This is a genomic window from Nitrosospira multiformis ATCC 25196 (genome assembly GCF_000196355.1).
In the GTDB taxonomy this organism is placed as follows: domain Bacteria; phylum Pseudomonadota; class Gammaproteobacteria; order Burkholderiales; family Nitrosomonadaceae; genus Nitrosospira; species Nitrosospira multiformis.
Genome location: NC_007614.1, coordinates 49,041 through 65,419 on the forward strand (window position 1 = coordinate 49,041; position 16,379 = coordinate 65,419).

The 16,379-nt window shown below is 53.6% G+C and carries 13 protein-coding genes and 1 pseudogene; 4 read left to right on the forward strand and 10 right to left on the reverse strand.

Features of this window, described 5'->3' with window-relative positions:
• Nucleotides 1-102: 102 nt before the first annotated feature.
• Nucleotides 103-789 (reverse strand): PEP-CTERM sorting domain-containing protein, encoded by a 687-nt coding sequence (locus NMUL_RS00225; RefSeq protein WP_011379408.1) that lies wholly within the window; start codon nucleotides 787-789, stop codon nucleotides 103-105.
• Between the two features lie 267 nt (nucleotides 790-1,056).
• Here NMUL_RS00225 and metH point away from each other — a divergent pair, with 267 nt between their 5' ends.
• The 3 genes and pseudogenes from metH to NMUL_RS00245 all read left to right on the forward strand — a co-directional run bounded on the left by metH (nucleotide 1,057) and on the right by NMUL_RS00245 (nucleotide 6,611).
• Nucleotides 1,057-4,827 carry a methionine synthase gene (gene metH / locus NMUL_RS00230; RefSeq protein ID WP_419185219.1) on the forward strand — a complete coding sequence of 1,257 codons (3,771 nt, stop codon included), beginning with the start codon at nucleotides 1,057-1,059 and terminating at the stop codon, nucleotides 4,825-4,827.
• Between the two features lie 135 nt (nucleotides 4,828-4,962).
• A pseudogene (locus NMUL_RS15110) lies at nucleotides 4,963-5,705 on the forward strand (IS5 family transposase).
• Nucleotides 5,706-5,801: 96 nt separating this feature from the next.
• Entirely contained in the window at nucleotides 5,802-6,611 is an 810-nt protein-coding gene (locus NMUL_RS00245; RefSeq protein ID WP_011379412.1) for a hypothetical protein, read from the forward strand.
• A gap of 17 nt (nucleotides 6,612-6,628) precedes the next feature.
• Here NMUL_RS00245 and NMUL_RS00250 read toward each other — a convergent pair whose 3' ends face one another.
• The 5 genes from NMUL_RS00250 to trxC form a co-directional block, all read right to left on the reverse strand.
• The gene (locus NMUL_RS00250) at nucleotides 6,629-7,327 is read right to left on the reverse strand and encodes an SOS response-associated peptidase (RefSeq protein WP_011379413.1); all 699 of its coding nucleotides are present in this window, start codon (nucleotides 7,325-7,327) and stop codon (nucleotides 6,629-6,631) included.
• Between the two features lie 171 nt (nucleotides 7,328-7,498).
• The gene (locus tag NMUL_RS00255) at nucleotides 7,499-9,646 is read right to left on the reverse strand and encodes a RelA/SpoT family protein (RefSeq protein ID WP_011379414.1); all 2,148 of its coding nucleotides are present in this window, start codon (nucleotides 9,644-9,646) and stop codon (nucleotides 7,499-7,501) included.
• Nucleotides 9,647-9,779: 133 nt separating this feature from the next.
• Nucleotides 9,780-9,986, reverse strand: coding sequence for a DNA-directed RNA polymerase subunit omega (gene rpoZ / locus NMUL_RS00260; RefSeq protein ID WP_011379415.1), 207 nt, complete (start codon nucleotides 9,984-9,986; stop codon nucleotides 9,780-9,782).
• Nucleotides 9,987-10,168: 182 nt separating this feature from the next.
• The gene (gmk, locus tag NMUL_RS00265) at nucleotides 10,169-10,801 is read right to left on the reverse strand and encodes a guanylate kinase (RefSeq protein WP_011379416.1); all 633 of its coding nucleotides are present in this window, start codon (nucleotides 10,799-10,801) and stop codon (nucleotides 10,169-10,171) included.
• A gap of 172 nt (nucleotides 10,802-10,973) precedes the next feature.
• On the reverse strand, nucleotides 10,974-11,414 hold the full coding sequence (trxC, locus tag NMUL_RS00270) for a thioredoxin TrxC (protein ID WP_011379417.1): 441 nt from the start codon (nucleotides 11,412-11,414) through the stop codon (nucleotides 10,974-10,976).
• A gap of 444 nt (nucleotides 11,415-11,858) precedes the next feature.
• Between trxC and NMUL_RS00280 the strand changes: the two genes are divergently transcribed.
• Nucleotides 11,859-13,111 (forward strand): IS3-like element ISNmu3 family transposase gene (locus NMUL_RS00280; RefSeq protein WP_148235530.1). Its coding sequence is split into 2 segments (ribosomal slippage): nucleotides 11,859-12,213 and nucleotides 12,213-13,111, totalling 1,254 coding nucleotides; the frame shifts between segments, so codons are not numbered across the junction.
• Here NMUL_RS00280 and NMUL_RS00285 read toward each other — a convergent pair.
• From NMUL_RS00285 to NMUL_RS00300, 4 genes are all read right to left on the reverse strand, one after another.
• Nucleotides 13,071-13,412 carry a hypothetical protein gene (locus NMUL_RS00285; protein WP_041352298.1) on the reverse strand — a complete coding sequence of 114 codons (342 nt, stop codon included), beginning with the start codon at nucleotides 13,410-13,412 and terminating at the stop codon, nucleotides 13,071-13,073. The two genes, NMUL_RS00280 and NMUL_RS00285, sit on opposite strands and share 41 nt — an antisense overlap.
• A gap of 202 nt (nucleotides 13,413-13,614) precedes the next feature.
• The gene (locus NMUL_RS00290; protein WP_011379420.1) at nucleotides 13,615-14,220 is read right to left on the reverse strand and encodes a hypothetical protein; all 606 of its coding nucleotides are present in this window, start codon (nucleotides 14,218-14,220) and stop codon (nucleotides 13,615-13,617) included.
• 42 nt (nucleotides 14,221-14,262) lie between these two features.
• Entirely contained in the window at nucleotides 14,263-15,228 is a 966-nt protein-coding gene (locus tag NMUL_RS00295) for a S49 family peptidase (RefSeq protein ID WP_011379421.1), read from the reverse strand.
• Complete coding sequence (locus NMUL_RS00300) at nucleotides 15,225-15,965, reverse strand: hypothetical protein (protein WP_041352299.1); 741 nt, start codon at nucleotides 15,963-15,965, stop codon at nucleotides 15,225-15,227. Before NMUL_RS00300 ends, NMUL_RS00295 begins: the two co-directional genes overlap by 4 nt.
• Between the last annotated feature and the right edge of the window lie 414 nt (nucleotides 15,966-16,379).

Sequence of the window (16,379 nt, forward strand, 5' to 3'; positions counted from 1 at the left end):
TGTTACCGCTGCAGAGTTCATCGGTAAAGATAATGAGGTTGATCAGGGGGTCGCCACTAACCGTTATATGAACGTCGATAAGTAAGCTGGAAACTGCCTTGGTTACGCAGCTGCGTACGTCTGTTTATGCCGGCGAGTCATAAAAATACCTAACATGCCGACCATGACAAGCGCAAGAACTGTGGGCTCCGGAATTCTGTTATTCGGCAGCTCCGTAGCTGGCAGTGAGGGGTCAAAATATGCCTGGCTCGTCAGCCCCTGATTACCCACGTTCAGGTACCCTGCGGCAACAAGCTGCGAAGAGGAATTGCTTTTTAACCAATTCATGGTCCAGTTCGCACCCTGCATGCTGAGTTCGTAGGTTTTTCCATCGGCCACAAAATCTTTCACGAAGAAAAACCCGTTGAACACGCCATTATTGAATTGTATGGATGGGCCACCCAGCACATCCCCATTTCCGAACTCGAAACCCAACGGTCGACTTCCAAAGTCTATGTCGAAAATGGTGCTGTTCGAGGCGCCGGTAACTGCTGCGAGCGCAATGTTCACAGTACCGGTACCACTCCCGGGGATGAGGCTTTGATCGAATAATACTTTTCCGCTAACGCTGCCAGCAGCGCAACCGCTGCATGTACTGGTCTGCTGCAAGCCCAGGCTGTTAGCCAACCCGTTAGTGGTGAGAATTCCACCGGAGAAATCGGCGGTCATATAAATAGGTGTTGCCTGAGCAGCCGATATTGCAGAGAGCAATACTCCAGATGCAATTGCGTCGCGAAAAAATCTGTTCACCTTACCCCCATGGATAGTGAAAAAATAGAACCTGGTGCCATCTTATCTACATCACATCGGATTCCTATTGGACTTAAGTACACCCTGTACTTTGGTACAAGGCGATGGGAGCGGGGAGACAGCCTTGCTCTAATACTCGTCTAATGACGTTCCGCTCCCATCGAATTCCCGCCTTATCCGGACAGAAGTCGTCATTGCCGCTATCAAGATACTCATCTCAGCCGGTTGGTTGTCATGAGCCTGCCGGAGGGAATGGTGGAGAAGGGCATGATAGAATCCAGGCTCCACCCGAATTTTGGTATTGCCATGAACGAACACCCTCGCATCAAATTACTGGAAGATCTGCTGGCTCGCCGCATCCTGCTGCTCGATGGTGCCATGGGCACCATGATTCAGAGCCATAAGCTTGGCGAAAAGGACTATCGCGGGGAGCGCTTTGCCGATTTTCCGCATGACCTCCGGGGCAACAACGATCTCCTGACGCTCACCCAGCCGCAGGTGATCCGTTCCATTCATGAAGCCTATCTGGAGGCAGGCGCAGACATTGTCGAAACCAACACTTTCAATTCCACCGCGGCCTCGATGGGCGACTACCACATGCAGGACCTGGTGTATGAGCTGAACTTTGCCGGGGCCCGGCTGGCAAAGGAAGCAGCCCAAGCGATGGAAGCAAAGACGCCAGAGAAGCCGCGCTTTGTCGCGGGCGTGCTGGGACCGACCACCAAAACCGCTTCGATTTCTCCCGACGTGAACGACCCCGGCTTCCGCGGCATCACATTCGACCAGCTGGTGGAGGATTATTCCGAATCCATTCGCGGCCTGCTGGACGGCGGAGCTGATATTCTGCTGGTGGAAACCATATTCGATACCCTCAATGCGAAAGCGGCACTGTTTGCCATAGACCGGTATTTCGAAACCCATCAGGTACGTGTTCCCATCATGATTTCGGCCACGATAACGGATGCTTCGGGACGCACGCTTTCCGGCCAGACGCCGGAAGCATTCTGGAACTCCGTATCTCATGCCCGTCCGTTGTCCGTAGGCCTCAACTGCGCCTTGGGGGCGGAGCTGATGCGCCCCTACGTCGAGGAGCTTTCCAGGGTTGCAGGCGTGTATGTGAGTGCTCACCCCAACGCGGGCTTGCCCAATCCGCTGGCGGAGACGGGCTATGACGAATCCCCGGAATATACTGCCGGATTGATCAAAGGGTATGCGCAAGCCGGTTTTGTGAATATCGTCGGCGGTTGCTGCGGCACCACGCCTGCGCATATCAAAGCCATTGCAGACGCCGTAGGGAGTATCCCACCTCGGGTCGTGCCGGATGTTCCAAAGAAGCTTCGTCTTTCCGGTCTTGAACCGCTCAACATCGGTGATGACTCCCTGTTTGTAAACGTCGGGGAGCGGACCAACGTCACCGGTTCGAAAGCCTTTGCCCGCCTGATACTCGGCAACAACTATGCGGAAGCACTGAGCGTCGGACGCAGCCAGGTCGAGAATGGGGCGCAGATCATCGACATCAACATGGACGAGGCGATGCTCGATTCGCAGAAGGCGATGGTTACTTTCCTGAACCTCGTCGCTGCGGAGCCGGATATCAGCCGTGTGCCGATCATGATCGACTCCAGCAAGTGGTCGGTCATTGAAGCCGGGCTGAAGTGCGTGCAGGGCAAGCCTATCATCAACTCCATCAGCCTCAAGGAAGGTGAAGCCGAATTCATCGAACATGCGAAACTCGCCCGGCGTTATGGCGCTGCGGTCATCGTGATGGCGTTCGACGAGACCGGGCAGGCGGACACCTTGGCGCGCAAGGTGGAGATTTGCGCGCGCTGCTACCGTATTCTTGTTGATCAGGTTGGTTTCCCCCCTGAGGACATCATCTTTGATCCGAATATCTTTGCAATCGCTACCGGGATAGAAGAACACAATAATTACGGCGTGGATTTCATCGAAGCGACCCGCGCCATCAAGGAAAAGCTGCCGTATGCGAAGGTGAGCGGCGGCGTTTCAAATGTTTCCTTCTCCTTCCGCGGCAATGAGCCCGTGCGGGAAGCGATCCATACTGCCTTTCTCTACCATGCCGTTCGCGCCGGGATGACGATGGGCATCGTGAACGCTGGTCAGCTCGGCGTTTATTCCGATATCCCCAAGGACCTGCTGGAGCGAGTCGAGGATGTATTGCTCAACCGCCCCGTTCCGGGAGACGGAGAGACTACCGCCACCGAGCGCCTCGTGGAGTTTGCCGAGAGCTTCAAGGGACAAAGCAAGGAAAGCACCGAAGACCTTGCGTGGCGAAACGGTTCGCTGCAGGAGCGGCTGACGCATGCCCTGGTCAAGGGAATTACCACCTATATCGTGGAAGATACCGAGGCAGCCCGGCAGGAAATAGCCGCACAGGGTGGACGGCCGATTCAGGTGATCGAAGGCCCGCTGATGAACGGGATGAATGTCGTCGGCGATCTGTTCGGCTCGGGCAAGATGTTCCTGCCCCAGGTGGTGAAATCGGCGCGCGTGATGAAACAGGCGGTGGCGCACCTCCTGCCCTTCATCGAGGCGGAAAAGAAGTTGTCGGGGGATTCCAAACCCAAGGGCAAGATCGTCATTGCCACCGTCAAGGGCGATGTGCATGACATAGGCAAAAATATCGTCACCGTGGTGCTTCAGTGCAACAATTATGAAGTAGTGAACATGGGGGTGATGGTCCCCAGTGCCCAAATTCTGGAGACTGCCAGACGCGAAAATGCCGACATGATCGGCTTGTCCGGCTTGATTACGCCCTCCCTGGAAGAAATGGCGCATGTGGCAAAGGAGATGGAGCGCGAAGGTTTTACCATTCCGCTATTGATTGGCGGAGCCACCACCTCGCGCGTGCACACGGCGGTGAAGGTGGCGCCCAAATACAGTGGTGTTACCGTATGGGTGCCGGATGCCAGCCGCGCGGTCGGCGTATGCAGCAATCTGCTGTCGGAGGATTTACGGGCGGACTATATTCAGCAAATCCAGACCGAGTATGAGAGGGTACGGGCGCAGCATAAAAACAAGAAAGGGCCGGCGCCGATGCTATCCATTGCAGACGCCCGCAAGAACGCATTCAAAACGGATTGGGAGACCTACTCCCCTCCTTCCCCCGGCTTTACCGGTTTGAGGTCCTTGCGAAACTATCCGCTGGAAAAACTGGTGCCCTTCATAGACTGGACGCCGTTCTTTCAGGCATGGGAGCTGTCGGGACGTTTCCCAGCCATTCTGGAGGATGAGGTGGTCGGCGAGGCCGCCAGCAATCTCTACCGCGATGCGCAAGTGATGCTGAAAAAGATCGTGGAGCAGAAATGGCTTACAGCAAATGCCGTATTCGGCCTGTTTCCAGCCAATACAGTCAACAGTGACGATATCGAAATCTATACGGACAAAGCCCGCGAGCGGGTAGCGATGACCTTTCATAACCTGCGCCAGCAGACCATGAAACCGGACGGCAAGCCCAATCTGTGCCTGGCGGATTTCATTGCCCCCAGGGAAAGCGGCATTACCGATACCATCGGCGCGTTCGCGGTGACTGCGGGAATGGGCATCGAGGCAAAGTTAAAGGTGTTCGAGGAGGCGCATGATGATTACAGCGCAATTATCCTGAAAGCGCTGGCGGATCGTCTGGCAGAAGCCTTTGCGGAACACATGCACTGGCGGATACGGCGTGAATTCTGGGGCTTTGTCAAAGATGAAAACCTGAGCAACGAGCAGCTGGTTGCGGAAGAATATCAGGGCATTCGCCCGGCGCCCGGCTACCCGGCCTGCCCGGATCACACCGAGAAGGGCCCTTTGTTTGAAATGCTGAAAGCGCCTGAAAATGCTGGCATCATCGTGACTGAATCCTTTGCCATGGTACCCACAGCCGCGGTATCAGGCTTTTACTTTTCCCACCCGGAAGCCAGATATTTCGCAGTTGGCAAGATCGGCAAGGATCAGGTGGAGGATTACGCAAGGCGCAAGGGCTGGACGATGGAAGAAACGGAGACGTGGCTGGCACCTGTTCTGGCGTATGAAAGATAGCCGTATGAAAGATGGAGAATGCGATGTTCGGCAATGCTAAACAAAGCAAAAAAAATGAAGTCATGCTTAGGGCCTGTTCACAGTAGTTGATTTGTGTTTACATCCGGAATTTGGATGTGGGTCATGGATCGGGACATGTTGAGCGATGCGCAGTGGGCTCGTATTTCGGGACTATTGCCGGGCAAGCCAACCGACAAGGGAGGGCGAGCGGCGGATAACCGGTTGTTCGTTGAGGCGGTGCTATACACGGCGCGGGTTGGAAACCCCTGGCGCGACCTGCCGCCGAAGTTTGGGAACTGGCATTCGGTGTATGTGCGCTTCGCGCGCTGGGAAGCCAACGGCGTGTGGTCGCGTGTTGCCGAAGCGCTCCAGGGCGAGGCCGATCTGGAAGAGCTATTCATCGACTCAACCGTCGTGCGTGCGCACCAGCACTCGGCTGGCGCGTCAAAAAAAACGGTAGCGATCAGGCGATCGGCCGCTCGCGTGGTGGGCTGACTACCAAGATCCATGCATGCGTGGATGCCTTGGGCAATCCATTGCGCCTGATCCTCACCGGTGGCCAAGTAGCCGACATTACACAAGGGCCCGCACTGATCAATTCCATCAAGACTGATGCAGTTGTCGCCGACAAGGGATACGACAGCCACGTGTTCGTCGCAGTGATCACCGAGACGGGGGCTGAGGCCGTCATCCCGTCTCGGAGCAACCGATGCGCCTCGCGCGAGTTCGATCGGGAGCGGTACAAAGCGCGTAACCTGGTGGAGCGATTCTTCAATCGGCTCAAACAATTTCGTCGCCTCGCGACCCGCTACGACAAACTCGCCAACCGCTTCAATGCTTTCTTGCATCTGGCTTGCGCCTACATCTGGCTACTGTGAACACGCTCTAGTAACGCCACATCGAATACCGATAAGACCGGCTGCTTTGATTCGGCTGAAAGCGAGAGGTTCGAGCACGAACGCTGGAAGGTTGCGATGGATGCAAACTCGGTGTTGGGCGCGATTACGAAAAGCACTCTTGAACAACTGGGCCAACTGATTCGGAACCTCGAAAGATTGGTCGGGTTATTGGATGAATGCCCAATCTCAGCAGGCTTGGAGTCTGAGTGGAATGATGAGTACTGTGAAAAAGTATCCAAGCTGGCGCAAGAAGTAGAAGCGCTTGCATACAGTACTCGAATTCCGCAACCCCTTATTCCATTTACCGGATTCTACGATACGTTCGGGATTAAAACACATGCTTACGTATCGTTTCTTCATAGTCTTCGTGCAGAGCGCTCGACTTGGCTCCCCCGTCCTGAAGGTTATTTCGGAAACATCGAAGCACTGAAGTTTCCGGATCAGCTCATTACTTTCCATCAAAGAGTGTACGAAATTTATGATCGCTGGACGAGGGTTGGGGATTTACGCCAGGCAGCGGGCAAGCCGAGTGGATATACGCTATCAAGACGATTTGATGAGCATCAGGTTGAAGAACTCAGTAAGACTTCCCGGTTCCGCAGAATGCTTGAAAGCGCTCTTAAAGACGCGTTTACCGATGCTGACCAAAAGGAACTTCTAGGGGAAATAACTCATGCGGCGGTTGTGTACGCAAAGGATTTTCGCTTGGAACTCCATGGCATCGCCTCGGTTCTGGTATGGATCGAGGCTGCCAAGCGTTATGCCCATCATATTAGCGATAATGCGCACAGAATGCAGCATTCTGCTTTGGAGCGTGAGCTCGCGAAGGTGTGGGATGCAGGAAGAGTTCAGGAAATCCATTCTCTATCATGTAAGAGCCGATAATCTGATTATTTTTAATTTTAATTTGCGCCAAAAAAGTCTCCCTCTTGTTCTGAAATCAACGGACGAAACAATTCTTCCCCCTGATTCACTACCTTGCCCACTGCCTGGGTTACAGGCCATGCCTGCATCCTGTTCTCATCACAGGGCTTGAGCAGGGATAGCAGGATCTCATTCCTCCTCAGGTCCGGGTCAAGCCATGTATCCCAGGCATCCTCGGGAAGTATGACCGGCATCCGATCATGGATCGGCTGCATCAGCGCATTGCACCCGGTCGTGATGATGGCGCAACTTTCTTTTGCTTCTCCCGTATCGGTGACCCAGGTTTCGTATATGCCGGCGAATGAAAATGGTGCGCCGTCGCGGCTGGATATAAAGTACGGCTGCTTGCGCCGGCTCTCCGTTTTCCATTCGAAGAACCCGGAAGCGGGGATCAGGCAGCGCCGCTGGCGGAAGGGCTGTCTGAACGCAGGTTTTTCGGCTACCGTTTCTGCCCTGGCATTATTCAATACCGGCAGCTTCTTCACATCCTTGATCCAGTAAGGAATGAGGCCCCAGCGCATCATGGAGCCCATGCGGCCGCTGTCAGTATCGCGTATGGCGAGTATTTCCATGGTGGGCGCAATGTTGTAGCGGGGTTTCAGTTCCGGCATGAATGAAGCGCGGTACCACTCCGCCAATACAGGATCAGGATGGTTCAAGCCGTAGCGGCCACACATTTTCAGCTATCCTTTCGAGACAGGTCATACTTTTTTCATATTGCATCCGGCCGCTTGGCAAACATTCTGCCCCTTGGGTTCATGACTTCCCCTGCCTCGCCTTCATAGGGGCTTCAATCCTCGCCCCGTTATGGGTGTCCGGGGGAGAAACAAGCTTGCTCGCCGTTCCTGTCACTCCTTCACGCGGCTGATCTTCGCCACTTCAGGAATCCGCCTCAAACTGCGAATCACTTGTGCCAGATGATGACGATTGCGTACCTGCAAGACGAAATTCATATTGGTATATGCGCCATCGCCCTCCATGGCGACATTATCGATATTGGAATCCGCATCAGCGATGGCTGCCGCCACCCTGGCGAGTACTCCTCGCTGGTTGGCCACCATCAGCTTGATACCCACTTCGAACTGCCGGTCGATGTCCTTGCCCCAGGCCACATCCAGCCAATTGTCCGAACTGCCCTTGTTTTTGGTTACTGCCGGACAGTCATCGGTATGGATTACGAGCCCCTGATCTTTCTTGATAAACGCTATAACCGGGTCACCGGGAATAGGCCGGCAGCACCTGGCAAATTGTACGGCCATGCCCTCGGTACCGAGTATCGTGATGACATCCGTAGCTCCGCTCGCCCCGAGAGTGGATTCGCCGGGTGAAGCCGCAAGCCGCCGTGCAATCACTGCCGGTAAATGCTTACCCAGGCCCATATCCGCCAGCAAATCGGTTCTGGATTTGGCGCCGCTTTCACGCGTCAGTTTTTCCCACTGCGCCTCGCTGATTGTCTGCGGATCGACCTTGAGCGTGGCGAATGCCTGATTCAACAGACGCTCCCCGAGCTTCGCCGATTCCTCGTATTGCATGGTCTTGAGAAAACGCCGGATATGCGAGCGCGCCTTGCCGGTAACGACGTAATTCAGCCACGCCGGATTAGGCTTGGCATGGGAGGCGGTTACAATTTCCACACGGTCTCCGCTTCTGAGCACTGTGCGCAGCGGCGCATTCTCCCCGTTTATTTTTGCCGCAACACAACAATCGCCGATGTCCGTATGCACCGCATAGGCGAAATCCACCGCAGTCGACCCCTTGGGCAGTGCCAGTATCTCGCCCTGGGGCGTAAAGACGTAGACCTCGCCGGGAAACAGGTCAACCTTGATGTGTTCCAGAAATTCCAGCGAATCGGTGGAATCACTCATGGTTTCGAGCAGGCTCTGCAACCACTGATGGGTTTTCATGTTCAAATCGTTCAGATCCGCGTCGGAGCTCTTGTAGAGCCAGTGCGAGGCAACGCCGGCCTCTGCAATCCGGTGCATTTCCGGTGTCCGGATCTGGATTTCGATCGGCGTGCCGTAAGGCCCCCATAAGGTGCTGTGCAGGGACTGGTAGCCGTTGGCCTTGGGGATGGCGATGTAATCCTTGAATTTCCCGGGAATGGGATTGTAGAGGCTGTGCAGTGCGCCCAGCGCGATGTAGCACGAGGCCACATCCTTTACGATGACGCGAAAACCATAGATATCCAGAATCTCGGAAAACGAAAGATGCTTCTCCACCATCTTCTTGTAGATGCTGTAGAGCTGTTTCTCGCGGCCGGTTACTTCCGCATCCAACCCTGCGGTCTTCAGGCGCTGCTTCATAGTCTCGAGGATTTTCGTCACCATTTCGCGGCGGTTTCCGCGCGCCGCCCTGGTGGCGTTGGTCAGAACCCGATAGCGCCTCGGATACAGATAACGGAAGCTTAAGTCCTGTAATTCATGGTAAATATTGTTGAGCCCAAGCCGATTGGCAATAGGCGCGTAGATCTCCATGGTTTCACGGGCGATGCGCCGCTTTTTCTCCGGCCGCATGGCCTCCAGGGTGCGCATATTGTGCAACCGATCCGCCAGCTTGATGAGAATGACGCGCACATCCCGCGCCATTGCCAGCAGCATTTTGCGGAAATTCTCCGCCTGCGCATCCGCGTGGCTCTGGAATTCGATCTTGTCCAGCTTGGAAACACCGTCCACCAGTTCGGCGACCGACTTGCCAAAGCGATCCCCGATCTCAGCTTTGGAAACGTGCGTATCTTCCATCACGTCGTGCAGCAGCGCTGCCGCCAGCGTCTGGCTGTCGAGGCGCAGTTTGCCCAGGATGCTGGCTACTGCCAGGGGATGAGAGATATAAGGTTCGCCGGATTGGCGGAATTGGCCCGAGTGGGCGCTCTGACTGAAGAGATAGGCGTTCTGAAGCTCGGATACGTCTTCCCGCGTGAGATAGCTGGAGAGTTCGTGAAAAAGGAAACTCGCCTCGGGCAAAGTAGCAGAAGAACTGGACAGACCTCGCGCCTGCATCGTCATTTCCTTCATTTCATTCCATTAACATACGTTCCGGAATGGCAGCGGTATCCTCACTTGATGATTGATCGTCAGTCTACTTGTTACGCGATGAAACCGGTTTTTTTCCTTACCGGTAGCACTTGAACACCTAAATTGGGCCAGTCGTGAGGATATCCGTTCCAACCAGGCCTTGTGAAATTTCCCGCAGCGCAATCACGGTCGGTTTATCCCGCGCCGGTTCCACCATCGGGCTTCCGCCCACTGAAAGTTGGCGCGCCCGAATGGTTGCAACGAGGGTCATATCGAAGCGATTGGGAATTTTTTTCAGACAGTCGTCAACAGTGATGCGTGCCATGATTTCCTTTACCAGGATATAAGGAAATTACAGTATAGAGTGTCTGGTTGTGGAAAGGCAACCCGGAGGGCATTTCAAGCACTTCATTTTACACGACAAAGGTATAGGCTGTTGCTACCGCTGATGGTTCTATGAAACTTTCGGGGGAGGCAGAGGTGGGTATGTCCGCGTGCTTGTGCGGTTTATAAAACGGACGTGCGGGTAAGCTGCGCCAGCAGACCATGGTGGCGGACAAGCTGCTTTGCCGTTTTCAGGCGCTCCGCCTGTATGATACATTTCAGGTCCTGCAACGCCCTGTCCAGCTTGTCGTTGATGATGATGTAGTTATACTCTCCCGCATGACTCAACTCCTCACGCGCCGCCGCCAGCCGGCGGCTGATCGCTTCGAGGCTGTCCTGGGCTCGCTGGCGCAAGCGCATTTCCAGTACTTCGAGTGATGGCGGCAAAACAAAAATGCCCACCGCCACGGGGAAAACCGCCCGCACTTGACGCGCCCCCTGACTGTCTATTTCCAGCAGAATGTCGCGCCCCGACGTCATGGTTTCATTGATCCATTTTTTCGAAGTGCCGTAGAAATTCCCGTAGAGTTCCGCGCTTTCCAGGAACTCGTCCTCTTGCAGTTTCTGCTCGAATACTTGGCGCGTTACGAAATGATAATCGCGTCCGTCCATTTCTTCGGGGCGAGGCTGCCGTGAGGTGTATGAAATAGACAGGCTGAGGTCGATACCCGTTTGCAGCAGGGCCTTGACCAGACTGGTCTTGCCAGCTCCCGACGGCGCGCTGATGATATAGAGAGTACCCGGCGTTGTAGTCATTGGTCAGGCCTGTTGAAATCCCTCTTCAGCAATACGTGAGTGTTACGGTTTTTGTTTCTGATTGCCTCGCGCTCTTTCCGAAGGCTTCCGCCCGGTCAAGGGTCGAAAGCAGAGTGTAACAGCTTCCACAACTCAACGAGTTTCAGGATTTTACCCGCCTCTATCCCTTCGCCTAGCCCAAAGCCTGGGATCGCGTCCAGCGCACGATATCCTGTGTTGTCATTGCGCCCGCCTGGCGCGCAAGTTCCCGGCCGTCCTTGAACAGGATGAGTGTCGGAATACTGCGAATGCGATACTGCGCGCCGACTGTTTGTTCCACATCGGTATTCACCTTCGCGAGGCGAACATGGGGCTCAAGCAGAGCCGCCGCTTCTTTGAAGGCTGGCGCCATCATTTTGCAGGGTCCGCACCACGGTGCCCAGAAATCGACCAGCACTGGAACATCGTTTTTATTAATGTAGCGTGCGAAGGTTGAACCGGTTAATTCCAATGGCTGGCCGGCGAATATCGGCTGATGGCATTGTCCGCAGTTGGGCTGCTCGCCGAGGCGCGCAGTGGGGACACGGTTAATCGAGTGACAATGAGGGCAGACGAGATGCAGGGAATCACTCATAAGAATTTACACATATCATCCAATAATTCCAATAATAGCCGGTAAACCGGGTACTTCCGTTTTCAATCCAGGACGATGACTATTTGCGGCGGGGAGTCACGCGGTAGCGGCAAAAAACATGACCAATGTTATTTATACATTCAACTACCGATTTTCCTGCGGCTATTCGATATTGCACCTGAACTAGAACTATACAGCCCAGGTGCTCATGGATACTAGCTTTAAGATACTCAATCTTTGCTATGGGTACACACGGGGGTACACACCTTATCCAGTTCACTACGAATTAGCCACCAGATTTGCCCTTTTCAATATAAAGCAAATAACGTCGAAAGACGAGTTTCCGGAGGAACAAATAGGGCACACCTACACCCATCAAGAATATGAGTGTAGTAGCCCCCAATTGAACCGGACACAGATGCACTGATGATAGGAGATAGGCATATGCCTGGTGCTATGCATAGTGCTTCAGGTTTGGATCGTATTGAAATCGTCACCGGGATCGAGCGCCGCAGGCGCTGGAGCCTGGGTGAGAAATTAAAAGCTGTTGAGGAATCCCGCTTGCCGGGCATGAGTGTCTCGTATGTGGCGCGAAAATATGGTATTGCTCCGAGCTTGTTATTTCGCTGGAGGAAGCTCATGACTGAAGGAGGCAAGGAAGCTGTTCGTAGCGATGATGCGGTAGTGTCTGCGGCCGAGGTGAAAGAGTTGAAGAAGCGGATCCGGGAGTTGGAGCGGGTTCTGGGCAAGAAAACCCTGGAGAACGAGATTCTCACGGAAGCGGTGAAGCTTGCGCATGAAAAAAAACTGATCTCGCGCATGCCCTTGCTGCCACCGGACGATTTGCCATGAAGGCCATTGCAGACACCATGGGTGTGGCGCGCTCCCGTCTTGTGGAACGGATGAAGCCGCAGGAAAAGTCTTTTCGTTGCCGCTACAACAAGGCTGATGATGCCTGGCTGTTGCCCTTGATCCGCGAAATTGTGGATTGCCGCGCGACCTACGGATACAGAAGGATTTGCGCTCTCCTTAACCGCAAACTGGAGAGAATGGGCAAGCCTGCTGTCAATCACAAGCGGGTCTATCGCATCATGCGCCAGAATGGCCTGCTGCTGGCCCGATATACGGGCAAACAGCGCGTGCTGTCTCATGAAGGCAAGGTCATTACCTTGCGTTCCAATTTGCGCTGGTGTTCGGATGGTTTTGAGATTCCCTGCTGGAATGGGCAAGTAGTGCGTGTTGCCTTCGCCCTGGATTGCTGTGATCGTGAAGTCATCAGCCATGTTGCCACCACTGGCGGCATTACTGGGGAAATGGTGCGCGATCTGATGACTGAATCCGTTGAGCGGCGCTTCGGCACCGTTGACCTGCTCCCACACAGGGTGGAGTGGCTCAGCGACAATGGCAGCTGTTACACCGCCAGCGAGACAACTGCTTTTGCAAAGGATATGGGCTTCATCAGCTGTTTTACTCCCGTCAGAAGTCCCGAATCCAACGGTATGGCCGAGGCCTTCGTCAAAACCTTCAAGCGGGATTACGTCTATGTCCATGATCGTCCCGACGCAAAAACCGTAATGGCGCAGCTTGACCAATGGTTCGAGGATTACAATGAATTCCATCCTCACAAGGGGCTGAAGATGAAGTCGCCAAGACAATTCATCCGCAGCCAGTTACTAACCGCATCCTGTCCGGTTTAATAGGGGCAACTCCAATGAGGGCAAACATTACATACACCTGAGAAGATAAAAAAGCGGTTGAGACAGCGTTATCTGAGCCAACAAGTTGGCCAAAGAATCCCATCACTATAAAACTTAGGCCAACGATAGAATCCACCTTAGTTGCGACCACCTTTTTAAGGTCGTCCTCCTTGTAAAACGCGTCGGCTTCCGAATACTCTTGTTCCCCCTGTGAAGCAAACCCCCAAACAAGGATCAATGCACCGAGAAGATCATATAGCAACGCCACACGAGCAAGGGTAAACCAATCAAGCGATAACATTTAATTCTCCTTAGTTAAATAGGCCAAAAGGCTACCTCCTAGTATGCAAATATCATTATGACATGTCAATGCGAACTAGAAATTTTTTTGTGAACTACCTGCACTTTTGCAGACGTCTGCACTTTTCCCTGGACAAACAAAAACCCCCTCATTTTTTAAGATGAGGGGGTTACTTATACCTGGTGCGTTTAAGCTGCTTTAGTTAAAAAGGTGGATACACTCCTGTATCCCCCTTTCGAGCTGGTTTTTGCGATTGTACAGCGGTGTGCACCACTCCAGCATCAGTTAGCCCGGTCTCGATCTGGTCAATTTGTGCTTGGAGACTGGTATTTTCGGCCATAAGATTATTTATTTCTGTCATCCGTTTTGGCATCGCAGGTCCAACAATGGTCGGGTATTCCATTTCTTGTACCGCTTTCCGCAGGCCTGCCTTTAGCTGGTCGCCCAGCATCCAAAATAATGCTACTTCGAGGTCATATACAGTAGCTTCATGATGGTCGTGTTCGCATGCTGTCAGGATTTTAAGCCCCCCCACTTTCCCTCTGTCTCCGACATAGTTGCAACCCGCGTCTTTGCCGTGGCAAGGATTTTTAGTGACAAGCTTCACCGCTTCTGCCAACTTTTGCGGATAGCGGTCTGCAATCCGATCCATACGGGCAGCAAGCAGATCCGCCAGTTCTTCGCGAGGCGGAGGGAGGTTTTTGAGTTCCTCGATCCGGAGCTTATTCTTCCCTATTGTTGCCCGCATCTTTTGGCACTCGTTACGAGCGTCTTCCAAAGTGCTTTTTACTTTTAACCAATCAAACATTATCGATATTCCTTTGTCTTTTCAGGTTTGTTTACCCACCGCTTACACGCGACGTAATATCTTGACGCTGCCTGCCGCAGCTGCGCGCGTGTAGGCCGTGAAGCCCTCGAGTGTCACGAATTCCTCACGAATCTGCGGATCATTGCGCCACTGGGCAGCGCAGGATTCTTCCAGGGACATAGATATTTGCTCCTCCTTTTTCGTTGCCCTGGCTGCGCTGGGCATTGCGCCAGACGAAACCAGGGTACTTTCAAACGTGCCAATGGCGTCAGCCAGTCCCGCCCTTACTGCCTCAACGCCAACCAATACCCCGCCTTGCCCGAAGTCGGAGTTGACCTTCATTTCATTAACTCCGCGATACCGTGCAACCTTCGCGGTAAATACACTGGCAAGACTGTCGATTTCTTTCTGCAGGACCTGGAGCCCCTCAGGGGTCGCCGGATCAGGTCTTTTCTTGGGTGCATTGGAAGAAACGATCTGATGAAAAATGACTCCCTGCATTTGCTGGCGCGCCTTGTCATCAATGGCTGTGCCAACCACCCCGATGCTGCCTACCAGAGCTGTATCGGAAATTGTGATGTGACTGGTAGCGGCTGCCAGCCAGTAAGCAGCGGAAGCTCCCATTCCGGAAACAAAAGACTCTATTGGCTTGATGGATCGAGCCGAGAATATTTGGTCCGCCAGCGGAGATACTCCGGATACCACGCCTCCAGGCGAATCAATGTTCAATACGATCTTGTTAACGGACGAGTCAGCCAAGGCAGCGCTCAGGTCCTGCTGGATGGTTTCCACATCTGTGCCGCCAAAGAGCAGACTGAGGAAGCTTGCGCGTGGCGTGATAGGGCCAGTGATATCGATAACTGCCACGCCGTCCTGCGAAACACTTTTGCGTTGGGATGCCGGAAACTTGAGGCCTGGACCGGCAGCGTGTGCGTTTCGGATCAGGCTTTCAAAAGTTTCCTTGTGCAATGCCCAGGGGCGGCCAAAGAGTTCAGTATGAAGACTCATAAGCTTTTCGCATCCGTAGACATATGCAATCCGGCTGATCTAAGCGCGTTTTCGATCTGCTCCTGGCTGAGCACGTCAGTAATCAAAGGCGGCAGTTCACCTTTTTCATCATCGCAATCCATGGCTTGGCGAAGGATGCGGCCATGATAGTCACTAAGATCATGATCATGTCTTGCCTGGAGCTCTTCTGAGCTGCCCCAAGCGTGAAGTGTGAGAACAGCTAGTTTTCCCAAAATATCCATGTACGATTTTCCTATATGAGTTGAGGGATTGATCGCAGTAGTCGATCGAGGTTGATCGTACGTATCGGCATGGAGGTGCAACAAGATGGAAGAGGTGCATGAAGCTGCGGCATGTTCCTGCACTATCTTCCTCAGCTGTCGCCAGTCACGAGGCACCATGCCCCCACCGAACTTGAAGGCAAAGAACAATGCACGCCGAAAAGGAGTCATATCTTCCGGCGGAAGCGTGCGCTCCTCCAGCTGAGGCCAGAAGACCTCCTGGAAGATGTCAATTTGCTTGCTCAATTCAAGCCGGCGCTTGTGATCGGTAGGTTCATCAATCAATTCAAACGCACGCACGAGCCAGGTATTCCGTGCTTCGAATCTATCAACAGTTCGCCAATTACGTTGAGCCGCTGAAGGCGCAAGATTCATCACTTCATCGAGCGTGCGCTTCCCATTCACGTATTCACGGAATTTGGCTCTAACCCACAGAAGAGTTTCCGCAGGAACCAATTCGCTATCAGGTGCGGTAAGCGCACGGATGTGTTCCTCTATATCGGGTGGAAGTCCACACTGTCTACCTGGTGGGGTTTCACCTCCCGTTGCCAGTTGCCTCCAATGATTTGCTTCGATGTGTGACGCACTCATTGGTAAATCTCTCCAATGACCACCCTATTGACCACATAGACCACTCCGAACCGACCACCCCATGAGTTCAAAGTCACTAGCGCTTTTTTGGGGTCGTTCGTGCCGCATCTAAAAAACCTCCTGGAAGGACCCGTGAATTCTGGCTGGCAACCCCGTCCAGTTCTGCCCATCCCACACATATACATACCTAGGGTGAAATAAGTGAAATAAGTGAAGAAAGGCGTGGTTATTGGGTTTGAGCCAGATTGGTAAAAGTGAAATAAGTGAAAAAAGGGTGAT